Raw genomic sequence first — 19,741 nt, forward strand, 5'->3', positions numbered from 1 at the left:
CTTTTTTCAATCCTAGTCAATCTTGCCGGGTCGGGACTACAAATTCATTATGAATTCTGTCCCGCTCCCATAAACTTATAACACATACAAAACTAGCTTCAGTTTCTTTTTGTTGGAGGCTCCTGTGCGAGCTGAAAGCTAACGCCATACTTGTCTTGAACCCAAGCAAATTGTTTATATGGCGGCATTTCTGTTTTAGGCATGAGGATTGCGCCTTCTTTTTTTAGTCCATTGTATAGCCGTTCCATTTCGGCGTTGTCTTTTACTGTAACATATAGTGATATCGCTGGGTTCATTGGAAGTTCTTGGCCACTGTTTGCATCAATAGCCATAAAAACTTGACCATTTAATGTAAAGATGGAATGTTGAACTGTTCCAGGTTCTCCTGGACCATCTTCATCATATTTAACCATCGTTATAATCTCGCTATCATCAAATAATGACGTATATAAATTTATTGCTTCTTCTGCTTGATTATTATACATAAGAAATGTCGTAATTTTAGGGATTTCCATTTATCTTGTCCACCTTTAAGTTTATTTTTCTTTGCTCTTATTTTAATATATATACAAGTCATAAATAAATTAAACTTATGCTTTATTAAAGTACGTAACTAGATATTGACTAGATGTTGATTTTTATATAAAAAGGTAAAAATCAATTCTAAATGAAGGGAGTCTTATTAATGTCAATTGGAATTATTTCGCTATTAGCCTTTTTTATCGTTTTGTTTCTAGGATGGTTATGCGTCAAATTCTTTATTCGATAATTAATCACTTTTATTAAAAATGCATGTCACATAAACGCGCACTTACCTGCTTATGTGACATGCATTTGTTTAATTATATATGACCCTTTTCTCTTAAATTAGCTTTCGCTTCTTTAAATATATCACTTGGACGTACAAAAACATCAATTTCTTGGTGTATGCCTTGACTTTGTGACGAGTGTCGTTCATATTCTTCAACATTTTGTGCAATCGGAGAGTTAAAGTCTTCTGGTCTTTGTAAAAATTCATTTACATGCTTAAGCTGATGATAAAAATCATTGCCTTGGTTACTATCATTAGACATTATTGTCCCCTCCTTTTATACACTATATTATGCTAAATTATCGCGCCAATCAACTAATGTTTTGATATCTTCTTCCTTAATTGCACCCATTTCACGTGCAACCTGAATTAACTCGTTGTAGTGGCTCAACGTGTAAAACGGCAATTTTTGTTCCTCAAACATTTCATCTGCTTTAGCTAAGCCATAAGTAAATATAGCAACAACACCTAATACTTCTGCACCAGCCTCTTCCAATGCTTGTACGGCATTGATAGAAGAACCACCTGTAGAGATTAAATCTTCAACAACAACAACCTTTTTCCCTTTGCTTGCAGCACCTTCAATTTGATTTTGTTTACCATGACTTTTACTTTTAGAGCGCACATAATTCATTGGTAGATTCATTGTTTCTGAAATATATGCAGCATGTGGAATACCTGCTGTAGCTGTACCAGAAATAACCTCAACCTCTTCAAAATGCGCTTGAATTAAATTAACTAATCCATCTCTAATTTGACGACGTACTTTTGGAAAACCTAACGTTACTCGATTATCACAATATATCGGAGATTTAATACCTGAACTCCAAGTAAATAACGCATCAGGTGATAATGAAACTGCTTCAATTTGTAATAAAGCTTTTGCAATCTCTTTTGCCATTTAACTTAACCAACTTTCTTTTATAGAATGATAACTTTCAACTGGGTGTTCACTTTGTGTAATTGGTCTACCCACAACAATATGAGTTGAGCCTAACTGCTTAGCGTCTTCTGGTGTTGTAATACGCTGTTGGTCGTCCGCTGTTACGCCTTTTGGTCGAATCCCTGGTGTCACTTTTAAGAAGTCAGCACCTAAATGTTCTGTAAGTAATCTGGCTTCTAGCGGTGAGCATACCACACCATCTAAGCCAGCTTGTTGTGTAAGCTGTGCATAGTTTAATACGGCCTCTTCAATTGATGTTTGAATATTTTGCTCTTGATGTAGCATCGCTTCAGTTGTAGAAGTTAGCTGTGTAACAGCAATTAGTTTAGTGTTTTGATTAAACACGCGTAACCCTTTCATTGCTTCTTGCATCATAAGTGTTCCACCTGCTGCATGCACGTTAACTAAGTCTACATCAAGCTTGGCTAAACCTTGCATCGCTTTATTAACGGTATGTGGTATATCATGCAATTTTAAGTCTAAAAAAATATCATGGCCTCGTGCTTTAATATCGCGAATAAACTGTGGTCCACTTTGATAAAATAATTCCATACCTACTTTTACAAATAATGGCTCGTTAAATTGATTTAAAAAGTCATTGACTTTGTCTGTAGACTCAAAGTCTAATGCAATAATTGGTAGATTTTTCATGTTAAATTTCCACCTCCAATTCTATCTTGAAATATGGGTCTATTTTAGGATACAAACTAAATATTGGCAGTAGTTGACTGGATTGAAAACACACTTTTACCAAGTTTTTCTCAATCCTAGTTAACCTTGCCAGGGCGGGACTACGAACTCATAATACATTCTGTCCCGGTCCCTAATTACATATTTCTCATTGTAAAGGTCATGCTCTCTATCACATTTGTTAATGCATTTGCTGTATCTAATGATGTTAAGCAAGGCACACCATTTTCAACTGTTGTGCGACGGATTTGGAAGCCGTCTCGTTCTACTTCTTTACCTTTAGTCATGGTGTTAATAACAATTTGAACATCACCATTTTGAATGCGCGTCAACAAATCATTTTCTCCACCAATTTTACCAACTACTTCAGCTGGAATATGATGCTGAGCAAGTTTATCCGCTGTGCCTTTCGTCGCTAAAATTTTATATCCCACTTCATTTAAGCGCTGTGCGAGTTTAACTATTTCTTCTTTGTCTTTATCACTCACTGTCATGAGCACCGTTCCGTGATCTTTAACTTCAACACCACTGCTTGTCAAGCCTTTGAACAATGCTTTTTCAAGTGTTAAGTCTTTACCCATCACTTCACCTGTTGATTTCATTTCAGGTCCGAGTGTTACATCGACATTTTTTAGTTTATTAAAACTAAACACCGGTGCTTTAACAAAAACACCTTCACTATATGGTTGCACACCTGGTTGATAACCTAAATCTGCTAATTTCTCACCTATAATTGCACGCATTGCTAATTGTGCCATTTGTATATCCGTAATTTTACTTAAAAATGGCACCGTACGACTAGAACGCGGATTTACTTCTAATACGTAAACACCATCATGAGCTATCACAAACTGAATATTAATCAACCCTACAATATTTAACCCTTTGGCTAACTTGATTGTATAATCTTCTAACGTATCAAGTTCTTCTTGTGATAATGTTTGCGGTGGATAAACAGCGATTGAATCACCACTGTGCACGCCAGCACGCTCAATATGTTCCATAATACCTGGAATGATAACTGTATCGCCATCACTAATAGCATCGACTTCTATTTCTTTACCCGTCAAATATCTATCAACTAATACAGGATGTTCTGGACTAGCTTTTACCGCTTGTTCCATATAATTTTCTAATTCTTGATCATTGTCGACAATTTCCATAGCACGTCCACCTAGTACGTACGACGGTCTTACAACTACTGGATAACCAATTTCACGTGCATTATTTAAAGCTTCTTGTGGTGACGTAGCCGTTTTTCCTTTTGGTTGTGGCACATGAATATCTCTTAACAATGCTTCAAATTCTTTTCGATCTTCAGCTCTATTCAAGTCTTCTAGTGAAGTACCTAATATTTGAACACCATGCTTTGTTAATTTATCCGCTAGGTTAATTGCTGTTTGCCCACCAAATTGCACAACCACACCTTTAGGTTGTTCTAAATTAATGATATTCATTACATCTTCTTCTGTTAACGGTTCAAAATATAATTTATCTGAAATTGAAAAGTCTGTTGATACGGTTTCTGGATTATTATTAACAATAATTGCTTCATAACCTGCTTGCTGAATCGCCCATACAGCATGAACGGTTGCATAGTCGAATTCTACACCTTGGCCGATACGAATAGGCCCAGAACCAAGTACTAAGATCTTTTCTTTATCTGTTACAACTGATTCATTCTCAGTTTCATATGTTCCATAATAATATGGCGTTGATGATTCGAATTCTGCAGCACATGTATCTACCATTTTGTAAACTGGTTTAATTTGATGTGCCATGCGCAGTTGATAAACCGCTTCTGTTTCCATATCCCAACGATGGGCAATAACTCGGTCACTAAAGCCATAATCTTTAGCATATTTAAGATAATCTAAATCTCCAGGATGTGCTTTTAATTCATGCTCAATATTGATAATGTTTTGGAATTTATGTAAGAAGAAATAATCAATTTTAGTCATTTCATGTATTTCTTCTAATGTTGTACCCCGACGAATTGCTTCACCAATAAAGAATAAACGTTCGTCATCTTGATGACTAATTCGCTCTTTAATATAGTCTAAATCAAAACTTTCACCATTAGGTAGTCCAAGGTGATGCACCCCATACTCTAACGAGCGAATCGCTTTCAATAACGATTCTTCATACGTGCGCCCTATCGCCATCACTTCACCTGTAGCTTTCATTTGTGTACCTAATTCACGTTCACCTTTTTCAAATTTATCGAATGGAAAACGCGGAATTTTCGATATAACATAGTCTAATGTAGGTTCAAATGCTGCATAAGATGTGCCTGTAATAGGATTAAGCATTTCATCTAATGTTAATCCTACTGCAATTTTAGCGGCTAATTTCGCAATAGGATATCCCGTTGCTTTAGAAGCTAATGCTGATGAACGAGACACACGTGGATTAACTTCTATAATGTAGTAATTAAATGAATGCGGATCTAAAGCGAGTTGAACATTACAACCCCCTTCTATTCCTAAGGCTCTAATCACCTTCAGTGAGACATCACGCAACATTTGATATTCAACGTCTGATAATGTTTGACTTGGTGCTACAACAATAGAATCCCCAGTATGAATACCTACTGGATCAATGTTTTCCATATTACAAACCACGATAGCATTATCATTTTTATCGCGCATCACTTCGTATTCGATTTCTTTAAATCCTGCGATAGACTTTTCAATCAAACATTGCGTTGCTGGACTATAATGTAAACCATTGCTAACGACTTCTTTTAGTTCTTCATCATTGTGACAAATGCCGCCTCCGGTACCACCCATCGTAAATGCTGGTCGCACAATTAACGGATAACCAACCTGTTCTTTAAAACTAAACGCTTGTTCAACCGTATTAACGATATCACTTTCTGGTACTGGCACATCCAAATCATTCATCAAAGTGCGGAATAGTTCTCGATCTTCTGCTTGTTGAATTGACTTTAATTCTGTGCCTAACAATTTAACATTATTCGCCTCTAACACACCACTCTCATGAAGTTGAATTGCCATGTTTAATCCCGTTTGACCACCTAATGTTGGCAATAAAGCATCGGGTTGTTCTTTGCGAATAATACGCGCAATAAAATCATGTGTTAACGGTTCGATATATACTTTATCTGCAATTTCTTTATCAGTCATAATCGTAGCAGGGTTAGAATTAACTAGAATGACTCGGTAGCCTTCTTCTTTAAGTGCTAAACACGCTTGTGTACCTGCGTAGTCAAATTCTGCTGCTTGTCCAATGATAATTGGTCCTGAACCTATTACTAAAATCGTTTTGATATCGTCACGTTTAGGCATGAGTATTACGCTCCTTTTCTTTAAACTCATTAATCATTGCTATAAAATCATCAAACAAATAATTAGAATCACTTGGACCTGGTCTTGCTTCAGGGTGATACTGCACTGAAAAAGCTGGTAATGTTTTGTGACGTAAACCTTCAACCGTATCGTCATTTAGTGCAATATGTGTAATTTCTAAATCAGTTTGTGCTAATGAATCTTTGTCAATCGCATAGCCATGGTTTTGACTTGTAATATCTACTTTTCCAGTTCTCAAATCTTTAACTGGATGATTAGCACCTCGATGACCAAATTTCATTTTAAATGACGATGCCCCTTGTGATAATGCAAATAGTTGATGTCCTAAACAAATACCAAAAAATGGTATTTTCCCTAAAATTCCTTTTATCATGTTGATGGCAACTTCAACAACATCTGGATCACCTGGTCCATTTGATAGCATGACGCCATCCGGTGACATCGCTAAAATTTCTTCAGCAGTTGTATCGTAAGGAACCACAGTCACATTACATCCTCTTAAATTGAGTTCACGTACAATATTTTGTTTTTTCCCAAAGTCTAATAATACTACGCTAAGATTCGAACCAGTAGATACATATGGTGTCTTTGTTGATACTGTCATTACTTCGTCTCTCGGTAATTCCGTTGACTTTAATTTGTTAATAAGTTCATCAATATTTTCTCTGCAATCTGTAAACGCTGCGCGTAATACACCATGCTGACGAATTTTGCGTGTAATACTACGTGTATCTACGCCAGAAATTCCAGGTATCTTGTATTGAACAAGTACTTCGTGCAATGTTTTTTGCTGTCTAAAGTTACTTGGATGTGTACTAGCTTCTTTGACGACAACACCATTTAAAGTTGGTGTTAACGCTTCAAAGTCATCTCTATTAATTCCATAATTACCAATAAGTGGATAAGTAAAGGTAATAATTTGTCCAGTATATGACGGATCAGAAATCGTCTCTTGATAACCAGTCATAGCAGTGTTAAAGACGATTTCGCCTATTGATAGTTCATCAGAACCTAACTTATAACCTTCATAGAATGTTCCATCTTCTAATACAAGATAACGTCGTTCCAGCATATTACACTTCCTCCTTATATTTAACATCGCCTGCTACCATTGTTAACACAGGGTTCCCGTATACTTTATACCCTATAAATGGTGTGTTATCAGCTTTAGACAAGAAATCTTCTCCTCTGATTTCTCGCTCTTCATCAAGGTTGATGATTGTTAAGTCAGCAAAACTTCCTTCTTCTAATCGTCCGTATGGCAAATCAAAAGTTTGAGCTGGTTTAATAGTTAAATAATCAACTAATTGTTGTAATGACCAATCCCCATTTTTAACAAAATGTGTGTAAAGTAATGGAAAAGCTGTTTCACTACCAACGATACCAAATGGCGCTTTCGTCATTGGTTGTGCTTTTTCTTCTTTTGCATGAGGCGCATGATCTGTTGCAATACAATCAATTGTACCGTCTAACAAGCCTTCTAATAATGCCTCTCTATCTTCTTTACTTCTTAAAGGAGGATTCATTTTAAAAATCGCATTATCTCCAGGTACATCATCTTCTGTTAATAGCAAATGATGTGGCGTTACTTCTGCAGTTACATGAATGCCCGCTGCTTTAGCATCACGAATGGCTCTAACGCTCTCTTTTGTTGAGACATGACAAACGTGATAATGGCAATGAGCTGCTTCAGCTAATAGCACATCTCTCGCAATTTGAACAGCTTCACAAATATTGGGTATACCTGGTATGCCTAGTTCTTCACTCCGCTTACCTTGATGCATTGCACCACCGTATATTAAGCTATTATCTTCACAATGTGCAACAACCGCTTTATTAACTTTGGCAGCGGCCTGCATTGCTTCGTACATCATTGCAGATTCTTGAACACCTACCCCGTCATCAGTAAAAGCAAATGCACCATCTTGAGCTAACGCTTCAAAATCAACATGTTCTTTACCTGCTTGTCTCACTGTAATAGCAGCATAAGGTAAGACTCTAACTTGTGCAGTTTCTTTAATTAATTGTTTTAAATTATCAAAATGCGTCACTGAATCAGGCACTGGACGCGTATTGGGCATAGGACATACTGTTGTAAATCCACCGCGTGCGGCTGCCTTAGTTCCTGTTTCAATTGTCTCTTTATGTTCTCCACCCGGTTCTCTCAAATGAACATGAACGTCTACAAATCCTGGTGCTACAAATTGTCCATGAGCATCTATCACTTCAACGTTATCATCTATGTTAATCGTGTCATTGATTTCTTTAATGTATTGTCCATCGATTAAAATTGACTTTTGTTTAAGTTCGCCATTATCTAAGATTTGTGCATTTTTAATTAATTTCATTAGTGATTCTCCTTTTCCTTTAAAAGTTCATTAATGACTGCCATGCGTAAGTACATACCATTTTCCATTTGCTTAAAAATACGAGATTTAGGTGCTTCAACCAAAGATGTATCGATTTCAACACCACGATTTACTGGTGCCGGATGCATAATAATCGCACTATCTTTTAATCGTTCATATCTTGACTTTGTCAAACCAAATTGTTCATGATAATGCTGCGCTTCAAAAGATGTTTGTGACGCTGCTTCATGACGTTCATGTTGCACACGGAGCAACATCACGATATCTACTTCTTCAATCACATCATCGATATCAACATATGGTGCTGATAATGTATCATCAATCCATTGTGGTGGACTTGAGAAACAGACATGTGCACCTAGTTTAGTCAAACTATCATAATTGCTACGTGCAACTCTCGAGTTCTTAATATCACCACAGATGAGTATGTTTAAACCAGCAAAATCTTTAAATTCTTCATAAATGGTCATAATGTCTAATAAACTTTGAGTTGGATGTTGACCACTACCATCTCCTGCATTAGCTATTGGGATATTAATATCTGCAAGTTCTTTGTAATAAGCATTCTGCGGATGTCTGATAACTAATAAATCTACCCCTATATGCTCTAATGTCTTACATGTATCATATAAAGATTCACCTTTTTGAACTGATGAAGTTGCTGTTTCAAAGTTAACTAGTGATAAACCTAACTTTTGTTCTGCTACTTCAAAACTACATTTCGTGCGTGTTGAATTCTCGAAGAATAAATTAGCAACAAACTGTTGTTGATGCGCCTTATCAGGATAATGTCCAGCTTTATATTGACTCGCAGTTTCAATTAAATGATAAATTTCTTCAATACTTAATTCTTCCATAGACAGTAGATGCTTCATCATTCATCCTCCTTATACATTCATTATTTTATTTGCTGTGCTTTTTCTTTTGGTAAAATCAAATTAAGTATAATTCCAGATAAAGCGGCTAAAGCCATACCTTCTAATTGAAGATTGATGCCAATGTCCTTTAAATTAATCACTAAGTTTCCTATACCCACAACTAAGACAACAGAAGCAATCACAAGATTACGATTATCCGCGAAATTAACATTGCTCTCAACTAACATGCGTAAACCACTTGCAGCAATAATTCCGAATAATAGAATGGACACACCGCCCATAACTGGTGTCGGTATAGATGAAACTAAGGCCGTGAATTTACCTATAAATGCTAAAACAATTGCGATGACAGCTGCACCACCTATAACATAAATGCTATATATTTTCGTAATAGCTAGTACACCAATATTTTCACCATAGGTTGTACTTGGTGGTCCACCAATAATACTTGCAAACATAGTCGAAATACCATCACCAATAATTGATCGATGCAAACCTGGATCTTCGAAAAAGTTCTTCCCTACAATCTTATTTATTACTAATTGATGGCCAATATGTTCACTTACAGTTACAAAGACAACTGGTATTAAAACCAAGATAAGCCCTAAATGAATAGACGGCTCATAATCTCTAAACGGTAAATAGATATGAGGCACATCTAACCATTTAGCTTTAGCTATAGGTGCAAAATGTACAAGCCCCATAAATATTGCAACGATATATCCAACAATAATACCGCACAATACCGGAATTAATGATAAGAAACCTTTAAAGAAACCTTGAACAACAATCGTAACTAGCAAAGTGATAAGTGCTACGACTAAATAGCTCAAGCTATAACCTTTCATATGTGCTGAATCTTGATAAACAGCCATATTCACTGCAGTTGGCGCTAAACTTAAACCGATAACCATAATTACTGGTCCTACAACTACAGGCGGTAAAAGATGCATTAACCACCCTGTTCCACTTATTTTAATTAAAATACCAATGATAATGTACATCACACCACTCATAAATAATGCGACAAGCATATCACCTAAACTATGTGTACTTAATCCAGTAATAATTGGCGTAATAAACGCAAAACTAGATCCAAGATATGCTGGAATCTTAGCTTGTGTAATCAATATGTATAATAATGTCCCAATACCAGAAGCCAACAAGGCTGCTGATATAGGAAGTCCAGTCAAATAAGGAACCAATACTGTTGAGCCAAACATTGCAAATAAATGTTGCAAACTTAACAGTCCCCACTGAGCCGGTCTAGGCTTATCCTTTACATCTAACACGGGTTTAACCGTGCGTTCAAACATTTGTTCATTCTCCATATTTGTTCTTCCTTTCTTATAAAAAAAGCTCTTTACATTAATTAATGTAAAGAGACTAAAAATCAAATTTATAGCACATTCTTACTCAAGTCGTGCTCAAATGATTAAAATGAAGTATGGTATTATACACAATCGGTAACGGTTAAATCTATTTTGCAACTAAATACAGAAATACTTATCAAGGTTAACTTCTGATAATGTTGCGCTGCTTTCATTAATACAATCAGATTTTTGTGTATATTCATTTACTTCACCTTTTCCAGTCTCTCGTACTGCTTTAAAAGGCGGCTATGATATAACGACTGCCGTACGCGAATCTTTTTCTGCTAAAAATACTGAAACTGATTCGTTTTTGGAAGTCGGTATGTTTTTTCCAACAAAATCTGCGCGAATTGGCAATTCTCTATGTCCTCTATCGACAAGTGCAGCTAAGCCAATTTTGATTGGCCTTGAATGTTTAAGTATCGCATCAAGTGAAGCTCTAACAGTCCTACCCGTATATAGAACATCATCAATGATAATAACTACTTTACCAGTAATATCGACATCGATATCATAAGCAAGTTGCGAAGACGTTTGCTCAGTCAGTTCAATATCATCTCTAAATGATGTAACATCAATTGTTCCAGTAGGCACGAGTTGTTGCTCAATTTTTAATATACGTTCTTGAATGCGTTGTGCTAAAAATTCTCCACGCGTTTTGATGCCTAAAAGCACTAAATTGTCAGTGCCTTTATTATATTCTAAGATTTCATGTGCTATTCTTGTCACTGTACGTTGAACAGCTGCTTCATCCATAATAATACGTTCTGACACATTAACACCTCTTTTAAGAATTACAACACAAAAACCTCATGTCTTACAAGACATGAGGTTATCTATACAAAAGGTGTACAATATTTCTCAAGCAACTATAGTGAAATAGGCTATTTAAAATCGACAAATACACCATACATATATTAAACGTTATCATGCCTTTGAAGTCTCTCTGGACGTTCAATTAAAGACGTTGTTGGTTTTAAACTGTCCTTAGTTTACCGTTATTTTAGTAGCTTGTCAATCATGTTTTAATGCTACAGTTATCTCATTTTAAACCTCAAAGAAATGGTCACATCATACGCTACGCATCTCTCTTGCGAATGTCTTCAAGCAACTGTTCAAATGCATCAGGAAGTGCTGCTTGACGTTCAATATACTCCCCAGTTACCGGATGTTCAAAGCCAATTAAACCAGCATGCAAGGCTTGACCACCGATATCTAAAGTTTTTTTCGGGCCATATTTAGGATCTCCCACCAAAGGATAACCTATATACTTCATGTGTACTCGAATTTGATGTGTTCGGCCAGTTTCTAATTGACATTCTATCAACGTATAGTCCTTAAAGTGTTCTAATACATTGAAATGTGTCACAGCATCCTTTCCGTCATCTACAACATCCATAGACTGACGATCTTTTTTATTACGCCCAATCGGAGCATCAACTGTACCATAGTCATGAGGAATATTACCATGAACTAACGCAGTATATTTACGTTTAACCGATTTAGCTACAAGCTGATCAACTAGACTACGATGCGCAATATCATTTTTAGCAACCATTAACAATCCCGATGTGTCCTTATCAATTCGATGTACAATGCCGGGTCTGATTTCACCATTGATGCCCGATAAATCTTTGATTTGATACATCAAACCATTGACTAACGTACCGCTATAGTGACCTGGAGAAGGATGAACCACCATGCCTTTAGGTTTATATACAATAGCAACATCTTTATCTTCGTAGTAAATATCTAAATTTAAATTTTCTGGTTGAATATCTGCATCAACCACTTCCTTTTCGGTAATGACAATAGAATCATGTAACTTAACCTTATAATTTGCTTTAATTGCTTTCCCATTCACGATTACTAATTCATGTTTTATCCAATCCTGAATTTGACTTCTGGACCAGTCATGATTATAGTCAGACAGCAACTTATCTATGCGTTGTCCTGTGTGTCTAGTATCTGTAATTTCTATACTATGCGTTGTCATTAAATTAACCTCCCTATTCTTTTTTAGTGTCTTTAAGTAAAGCGATTATGATGAGTAACACACCTATAGTTAAGCTAGAATCCGCAACATTAAATATTGGAAAGTCATATCCAAAAATATTGGTGTCAATAAAATCTACAACTTCTCCATTAACGATACGATCTATAAAATTCCCTAATGCACCCGCAAAGAGTAGACTAATTGCTATTTGCATAAATAAATGATATTGTGCTTCTTTAATAAAAAAGAGGACAAGGATGGCTAAAATGATAATTGTTATAATATAGAAAAATACCATCTTCCCACTCAATATACCCCAAGCTGCACCATTATTGCGGTGTGATGTAATATTTAAAAATCCAGGAATTACCTCATATGAATCTCCAATAGACATTGATTTTACAATAAGCCATTTCGTTAATTGATCAAATATAACTAACGCTAATACAACCAATGTTGAAATGCCAACATAGAATTTCTTTTGCATCTATGTTCCTCCATTCGATACTTGTTTCTTTACAACACACTTCATTATAGCTTACTCAACCATATAAAAAAAGAGAGAGTGACATTCAGTCAGAGACCTGCCACACTCATCATACTTTATAAAATAAAGTGCAATGAATTCATGTTGTATATTCTTCTAAATGATTTAGCCTTTAATGCAAACAAAACCAAACATTTACTTTCATTAGCGAAACCTTTCATCATATCTTTATTTTCTATGACGACAACTATTGCTAGTAATATCATTAAAATGCTGGCGACGATTAGGATGATTTCTTTGTTCGTATCATGATTCTACTTTTATAAAATTAAAGCGAAATTGTAAACCATCTGGTCCTTTTAACCAAAGATGTGTTGTTTCTGGATAATAAAAATCAATCAATGCTAAACCATAAGTGTGTTCATTATCAACGCGCTTAACTCTAGATATCCAATGATTGAGTGCGATGTGATGGTGATAATACTGTGAAGCTAAAAAAAGAGACATCTTATCCAATTGGGCGCTTTTCTTTAAACCAAAGTAGGCTTTATAATATTGTTCAACTTCAGATAATCGCGTTGTTTTTAGATGAATATTGCCGATTTTTGTATCTTTAGGTATACCCTGCCAGCCAACTTCTGTCGTGTAACTCAGTAATTTAGGAATATTCATAGCTTTAATATGCATTGAATGCAGATGCGTGCGATATAGCCAATCTTCAAGAGGATAATCAACATAAAATTTTAACATGTTGCCTTCTGGATCTTCGACAAAGAGTGATGTTGATGTACTTTGCTCCCCGCCATTCATCGGAATATCAAAATCACTAAATTGAACCATAAGATTTGCTAAATCGCTATTATGCGGCAATAATATCCCTATGTAAAATAACCCTGCCTCAGTTAGTTGAGGTTCACGTCCAGATGATATCTCTTGTAAGGTAAGGATATGATGAGATAAGCCTACATCATACTGCACACAATTAATAGAAGCAGTTACTACTTGAAATCCAATAACATCCTCATAAAAAGGCCGTAAAGCTGCTAAATTTTTTACATTTAATGTTATGCCATTAACAAAACGAGCTTCTGCTGAGTGAAACATAGGTCACGCTCCATTTTTATTGAATCTAAAATATATACAGTATATTTTACCTTTACAGTTTAAGTGTACATATTTAAAATTATTTTGGCTGTTTCCTACATTATATTATGAAACCTACAATGGGATATCAAGCATAAACTTAAATTTCAAATTTAACACGATGACATTGAAAGAAAAAAAGCAGCAGTGAAAATTAAAATCTGTGTAGACTTAATTAATCACTACTGCTTTTTATATAAGTTATTTACTGTTATATCAGCGTTATTTTATAATTTATTACTATTTAGTTATTGTAAAAACAATCCGTCTATGCCAAAGTTTTTACTTTTAAATCTAAATATTTTCAATTATCACAGCGTTATACTTCTATCATCTTTAAACTAACGTTTTTACAACTTCTTGACAACGTGGACAAAGATGATCTAATTCACCTACAGAACCTAAATGTTCACTATAATTCCAACATCTTTCACATTTATCGCCTTGTGCATGTTCAATACGAATATCTCCATGCTGATATGTTATACCATTATCAACTGAATCAACAACTTCAACTTGAGACACAATAAACAATTGATGCAAATCAGCAAATTGTGCTAAGAAGTCAGTAGCATTGTAGTTATCATTGTTTCCAATAATGACTTTCGCTTCTAATGATTTTCCAATGACTTTATCATTACGTGCCGCTTCTAATGCACGATTAACGTCATCACGTAAATACATAAATTGATTCCATTTATCAAGAAGCGCACGATCGACATCAACGACTTCAGGCATATCAGCTAAATGTACACTTTCTTCTTTAACATGTGGCGTATGTGACCAAACTTCTTCAGCAGTATGCACTAAGATTGGTGCTAATAATTTAGTCATATCCACTAAAATTTGATATAACACCGTTTGCATACTACGACGTTTATGTGAATTTTTCTCTTCGATATAAAGAATATCTTTACCATAATCTAAGTAAAAGTTACTTAGTTCAACATTGATGAAGTTTTGAACTTCTTGATAAATATTTAAATAATCGAAGTTATCATAGTGATGGATAGTACTTGCTGTAAATTCTCTTAAACGATTTAAGAGGTAGCGATCAACTTCAAGTAAATCTGATTCTAATACTGCATCTGTATCTGGATTAAAATCATTCACGTTACCTAACATAAATCTTAATGTATTTCTAATTTTACGATAAACATCAGATGTTTGTTTCAAGATTTCATCGGAGATACGTACATCAGCTAAATAGTCCGTACTACTCACCCATAAACGTGCAATGTCAGCACCTTTTTGTTTTACAACTTGGTCTGGAACAATAATGTTACCAAGTGATTTACTCATTTTCTTACCTTCTCCGTCCATAACGAAACCATGAGATAATAAGAATTTATATGGCGCTTGACCTCTCGTAGCTACTGCTGTAGTGATTGAAGAGTTAAACCAACCACGATATTGGTCACTACCTTCAAAGTATAAGTCCGCAGGGAAACTGAGTTCTGGACGGTTTTCTAATACACCTCTATGAGATGAACCTGAATCAAACCAGACATCCATGATATCCGTTTCTTTCGTGAATTCACCGTTAGGACTACCAGGATGCGTAAATCCTTCAGGTAAGAGTTCCTTAGCTTCACGTTCAAACCAAACATTTGAGCCATATTGTTCAAATAAATCAGCAACATGATTAACTGTTTCTTTAGTCATAATAATATCGCCATTTTCCGCATAAAATACTGGTAAAGGTACACCCCAAACACGTTGACGTGAGATGACCCATTCACCACGGTCACGAATCATATTATAAATACGCGTTTTACCCCAGTTAACTTTAAATTCAGTTTCTTCTATAGCATCTAAAATATCTTGTCTTACTTTATTGATTGATGCGAACCACTGAGGTGTTGCTCGGAAAATAACTGGTTTTTTTGTACGCCAGTCATGTGGATAACTATGTGTAATAAAGCTTAATTTTAATAATGCATCTTTTTCAGTTAATAAATCAGTAACTGCTTTATTAGCTTTGTCATAAAACATACCTTCAAATTGACCGCCTTCTTCTGTGAAGACACCTTTATCGTTTAGCGGACTAATAACTGGCAAGCCGTATTTTTGTCCTACGATATAGTCATCTTCACCGTGTCCAGGAGCGGTATGAACACAACCTGTACCTGCATCTGTTGTAACATGGTTACCATTGATAACTAATGAGACACGGTCTAAGAACGGATGTTGTGCTTCGACATATTCTAGTTCTTTACCCATAAACTCTTTCTCTAATTTGATGTGATTTTTATCCCAGTCTAATGCTTCAGCAACTTCGTCAGCTAATGCTTCGGCAATAATATATTTTTTGCCATTCACATTATACTGACCATATTTAAGTTCTGGATGAACTGTAATAGCAACGTTTGATGGAATTGTCCAAGGTGTAGTTGTCCAAATAATGAATTGTGCATCTTCATCAACAACGCCTTTTGAATCTTTGACATCAAATGCAACATAAATAGATGCTGAGCGTTTATCATGATATTCAATTTCTGCTTCAGCAAGTGATGATTCACTTGATGGTGACCAGTAGACTGGCTTTTTACCTTTATAGATTAGGCCTTTGTCAGCCATTTCACCGAATAGGCGAATTTGAGCTGCTTCGTATTCTGGTTTTAAAGTGATATAAGGATTATTGAAATCCCCACGAACCCCTAAACTTTTAAAATCTTTCTTTTGTAATTCTACTTGCTCAAGCGCAAATTCTTTACATTTTTCTCTGAATTCGGCAATTGACATTTTTTTGCGGTCTACACCTTTTTTAGTCAATGCTTGTTCTATAGGTAAGCCATGCGTGTCCCATCCTGGCACGAAAGGTGCATAATACCCTTGCATTGTTTTATATCGGACAATAAAATCTTTAATAATTTTATTTAAAGCATGTCCCATATGAAGATTACCATTTGCATATGGCGGACCATCATGAAGTATATATGTTTGATTACCTTTATTTTTAGCTAAAGCTTTTTGATATTGATTGTCAGCGTCCCATTTTTCTTGTATTTGAGGCTCTTTTTTCGGTAAACCTCCTCGCATTGGAAAATCTGTTTTAGGCATTAATAATGTTTCTTTATAATTCATACTATTACTCACTCCTTATAATTAAAAAAGAACTCTAAGTTCAATTAATAGGGACGGAAAATGCCGCGGTACCACCCTGCTTAACTCAACTTAGAGCTCTCTCTTGTCATAATTCTTTTTTTATTAAATCAGTGATATAAGAAGTCATCGTTTGTCAGGCTTCCACCAACTCCTGACTCGCTTTAAAACGTGATATCCTTCTTACGTGTCTGACTTAAATATTATTCATTATTTAGGTGATGACTGATCAGTGTTATCTTGCGTTGTTTCATCTTCTGCTGATTGAGATGTATGATCTGGTTGCTGCTGTTCAGCTTTAAGTTGTCGTTCTTCTGCTGTTAAATCTTGATCATTTAAATGTTGCACGTTCTCTCGTGTAATTTGTTCAGCATCTAAATCATAGTTTAATAAGTAGTCCCAATCATCATTTTTTAATAAATCAAGCTGCGCCTCAACTAACATGCGGAAGCGTGATCTAAACACTTTAGATTGACGTTTCATATCTTCAGTTTGGAATGATAAGCGACGTGCCTTTTCGATAGCATCGTTAACAATTTGATCTGCTTTCGCTTGTGCTTGTGCCAACGTTGCTTCAGCTTGCTTTTCAGCTGCTGCTTTCGTTTGTTCACCTGCTTGTTGCGCTTGAACAAGTGCATCACTTACAGATTGATGAACACTTTGATAAGACTTAATATTAGTATCGCGCTCTTCTATCACTTTTTCAAGTTGTTTTTTATCTTCTTTAAGTCTTTCAATTTCATTGCTTAATTGTTTTAAATAATCACTCACTTCTTCAGGTTCAAGACCATTTTTTACACGAGTGAATTCTTTATTTATAATTTCATTAGGTGTAAAAGGCATGCTATATCCTCCTTCGATTTACACTATTTAAATAATGTTTGATACGTAATGTAGTATTTATCCTTTTTAGTTCTACCACCGATTTCCAACAATTGTGCACGCCCATAGCCTTGAATAGATAATAAGTCATTAGGCTCCAGCTGAAAATCCGATGCTTCAACAATTGTATGATTCACCTTGACGCGTTTTTTCTCAATCAATTGTTTCGCAATTGACCTTGATTTATGAATCATATCTTTTAATACAACGTCTAAGCGCATTGCGCTGACTGTAGTATGTTGAATTTTCCAATTCTCTTCTGATTGTATCATATCTTGTAATGGAATAGAATTAAGTTTTACTGTTGCGCCTTTAATTCGAGTTAATTCCATCATGATATATGATTCTAACTGTCTTGTCAAAACAAATTGAATACGTTGCGCAACATGTATATCTCCTACTTGCTCTCGTTCAATACCTAAAGACATTAATGTTCCCAGCACATGTTGATGTTGCAACGTAACAAATTTTTCCGGATAGTCAATCTCTAAACAACATAACTCAAAGTCTTCAACCCGCGGTTCATAATATGACGGGGCAATGATAGCTCGCTGTCTTTCTGCATAAAGCCCACCATTAAATGCGACTTGTATATCTTCATAACTTCCCACTATCACTGATAGTATATATTGTCCTCTTGGATCTAGAAAATTTGTTAATACCGGGGCATATTGTTGTGCTGCCTGATCGCATTTGTCAATTAATCGATCTATAAGCTCATGTTCTTCAGGTCGAAAATGCTGATAAATATCGATGATAAGTCCTCCTAAACGTACCAATAAAGTTCGATAACGTAATAAAACGAGGTTAAGTAGATTGTACTTCCCTCGTTTAACCGCAACTAATGCGTAGCTACATAAATAAGAATTGCTCTAAATATACTATCTAGTCCCCATTGGAATAAAATAAGTACAAAGAGTGCTACTAAAGATGAAATATCTATCATACCAAGAGGTGGAATGATTTTTCTGAAAGGTTCTAAATACGGTTCATAAATACTACTCAAAAAGCGGCCTACGACTGACTCACGTATATTAGGGACCCATGAAGTAAAGAAATAAATAATCATACCAAAATAATAAACAGTAACTAAAAATGATATGAAGTTAAATATCGTTGCTAACAAGCTAATGCTCATATTTAATCTCCTTATTCGTACGGTTGTTCCATATTTTCAATATGGTCTGTAATACTACCAGCCACTTCAACATTGTCCGGTGTGCATAAGAAGATATCTGTGCCCACGCGTTGGATATCGCCGCCAATAGCATAAACTGTTCCACTTAAAAAGTCTATAATACGTTTAGCTGATACTTTATCGATTCTTTGTAAATTAACTAATGTTGCGCGTCGATTTTTTAATTCGTCTGCAATATCTTGTGTATCAGAAAAGACACGTGGTTCAAATAAACACATTTTAGAACTTTCTTGTGACGAATAGTCTGATGATTGATCCATAGTAACGACGTTTTTAGAGCCTGATTTTGATAGTGTGTTCATTCGATAATTCCTTTCTTCATTATTTTGATTTCTTGAAGATCTTCTATTAGGTACTGATCTTAGTTCGCTTTGATTAGCTGAGAAATTCGAATTTGACTGTGTTGCTTGTGGTGTACGTGATTGTGATGGTTTTTGTGATTCTTTTTCACGATATTGTTCTGGTTCTTCGACAACTTCTTCTTCGTCAGTAAACTCGAAGAAATTATTAAATAAATCTTTAATTGCCACTGAT

18 protein-coding genes are annotated in these 19,741 nt (G+C 35.3%); all 18 read right to left on the bottom strand.

Annotated features, from left to right (window positions below; all coding sequences use genetic code 11):
- Positions 1 to 98: 98 nt before the first annotated feature.
- On the bottom strand, positions 99 to 515 hold the full coding sequence (locus HMPREF2597_RS10280; protein ID WP_002459339.1) for a VOC family protein: 417 nt from the start codon (positions 513 to 515) through the stop codon (positions 99 to 101).
- Positions 516 to 842: 327 nt separating this feature from the next.
- Positions 843 to 1,073 carry a hypothetical protein gene (locus HMPREF2597_RS10285; RefSeq protein ID WP_002478319.1) on the bottom strand — a complete coding sequence of 77 codons (231 nt, stop codon included), beginning with the start codon at positions 1,071 to 1,073 and terminating at the stop codon, positions 843 to 845.
- Between the two features lie 27 nt (positions 1,074 to 1,100).
- Complete coding sequence (pyrE, locus tag HMPREF2597_RS10290) at positions 1,101 to 1,712, bottom strand: orotate phosphoribosyltransferase (RefSeq protein WP_002459341.1); 612 nt, start codon at positions 1,710 to 1,712, stop codon at positions 1,101 to 1,103.
- Positions 1,713 to 2,405, bottom strand: a complete 693-nt coding sequence (gene pyrF / locus HMPREF2597_RS10295) for an orotidine-5'-phosphate decarboxylase (protein ID WP_002459342.1) — start codon at positions 2,403 to 2,405, stop codon at positions 1,713 to 1,715.
- A gap of 176 nt (positions 2,406 to 2,581) precedes the next feature.
- Entirely contained in the window at positions 2,582 to 5,755 is a 3,174-nt protein-coding gene (carB, locus tag HMPREF2597_RS10300) for a carbamoyl-phosphate synthase large subunit (protein WP_002478320.1), read from the bottom strand.
- Complete coding sequence (locus HMPREF2597_RS10305) at positions 5,748 to 6,848, bottom strand: carbamoyl phosphate synthase small subunit (protein WP_002478321.1); 1,101 nt, start codon at positions 6,846 to 6,848, stop codon at positions 5,748 to 5,750. Before HMPREF2597_RS10305 ends, carB begins: the two co-directional genes overlap by 8 nt.
- Before the next feature lies 1 nt (position 6,849).
- The gene (locus tag HMPREF2597_RS10310; protein WP_002459345.1) at positions 6,850 to 8,124 is read right to left on the bottom strand and encodes a dihydroorotase; all 1,275 of its coding nucleotides are present in this window, start codon (positions 8,122 to 8,124) and stop codon (positions 6,850 to 6,852) included.
- Positions 8,124 to 9,020 (bottom strand): aspartate carbamoyltransferase catalytic subunit, encoded by an 897-nt coding sequence (locus HMPREF2597_RS10315; protein WP_037553650.1) that lies wholly within the window; start codon positions 9,018 to 9,020, stop codon positions 8,124 to 8,126. The genes HMPREF2597_RS10310 and HMPREF2597_RS10315 overlap by 1 nt, the downstream gene beginning before the upstream one ends.
- 23 nt (positions 9,021 to 9,043) lie before the next feature.
- The gene (locus HMPREF2597_RS10320; protein WP_002459347.1) at positions 9,044 to 10,354 is read right to left on the bottom strand and encodes a uracil-xanthine permease family protein; all 1,311 of its coding nucleotides are present in this window, start codon (positions 10,352 to 10,354) and stop codon (positions 9,044 to 9,046) included.
- A 288-nt stretch (positions 10,355 to 10,642) separates the two neighbouring features.
- Positions 10,643 to 11,170, bottom strand: a complete 528-nt coding sequence (pyrR, locus tag HMPREF2597_RS10325) for a bifunctional pyr operon transcriptional regulator/uracil phosphoribosyltransferase PyrR (RefSeq protein WP_002459348.1) — start codon at positions 11,168 to 11,170, stop codon at positions 10,643 to 10,645.
- A gap of 304 nt (positions 11,171 to 11,474) precedes the next feature.
- A complete protein-coding gene (locus tag HMPREF2597_RS10330) occupies positions 11,475 to 12,392 on the bottom strand; it encodes an RluA family pseudouridine synthase (RefSeq protein ID WP_002478324.1) in 918 nt (305 codons plus the stop codon).
- Between the two features lie 13 nt (positions 12,393 to 12,405).
- Entirely contained in the window at positions 12,406 to 12,879 is a 474-nt protein-coding gene (gene lspA / locus HMPREF2597_RS10335) for a signal peptidase II (protein ID WP_002459350.1), read from the bottom strand.
- A gap of 306 nt (positions 12,880 to 13,185) precedes the next feature.
- Positions 13,186 to 13,983, bottom strand: a complete 798-nt coding sequence (locus HMPREF2597_RS10340; RefSeq protein ID WP_002478325.1) for a VOC family protein — start codon at positions 13,981 to 13,983, stop codon at positions 13,186 to 13,188.
- 375 nt (positions 13,984 to 14,358) lie between these two features.
- The gene (gene ileS, locus HMPREF2597_RS10345) at positions 14,359 to 17,109 is read right to left on the bottom strand and encodes an isoleucine--tRNA ligase (protein WP_070817295.1); all 2,751 of its coding nucleotides are present in this window, start codon (positions 17,107 to 17,109) and stop codon (positions 14,359 to 14,361) included.
- A 228-nt stretch (positions 17,110 to 17,337) separates the two neighbouring features.
- Complete coding sequence (locus HMPREF2597_RS10350; RefSeq protein WP_002478327.1) at positions 17,338 to 17,970, bottom strand: DivIVA domain-containing protein; 633 nt, start codon at positions 17,968 to 17,970, stop codon at positions 17,338 to 17,340.
- A 23-nt stretch (positions 17,971 to 17,993) separates the two neighbouring features.
- Positions 17,994 to 18,788, bottom strand: coding sequence for a YlmH family RNA-binding protein (locus tag HMPREF2597_RS10355; RefSeq protein WP_002459355.1), 795 nt, complete (start codon positions 18,786 to 18,788; stop codon positions 17,994 to 17,996).
- 62 nt (positions 18,789 to 18,850) lie between these two features.
- A complete protein-coding gene (locus tag HMPREF2597_RS10360; RefSeq protein WP_002459356.1) occupies positions 18,851 to 19,147 on the bottom strand; it encodes a YggT family protein in 297 nt (98 codons plus the stop codon).
- Between the two features lie 11 nt (positions 19,148 to 19,158).
- Entirely contained in the window at positions 19,159 to 19,737 is a 579-nt protein-coding gene (locus HMPREF2597_RS10365) for a cell division protein SepF (protein ID WP_002459357.1), read from the bottom strand.
- Between the last annotated feature and the right edge of the window lie 4 nt (positions 19,738 to 19,741).

It is taken from the genome of Staphylococcus sp. HMSC063A07 (assembly GCF_001836955.1).
Lineage (GTDB): Bacteria > Bacillota > Bacilli > Staphylococcales > Staphylococcaceae > Staphylococcus > Staphylococcus lugdunensis.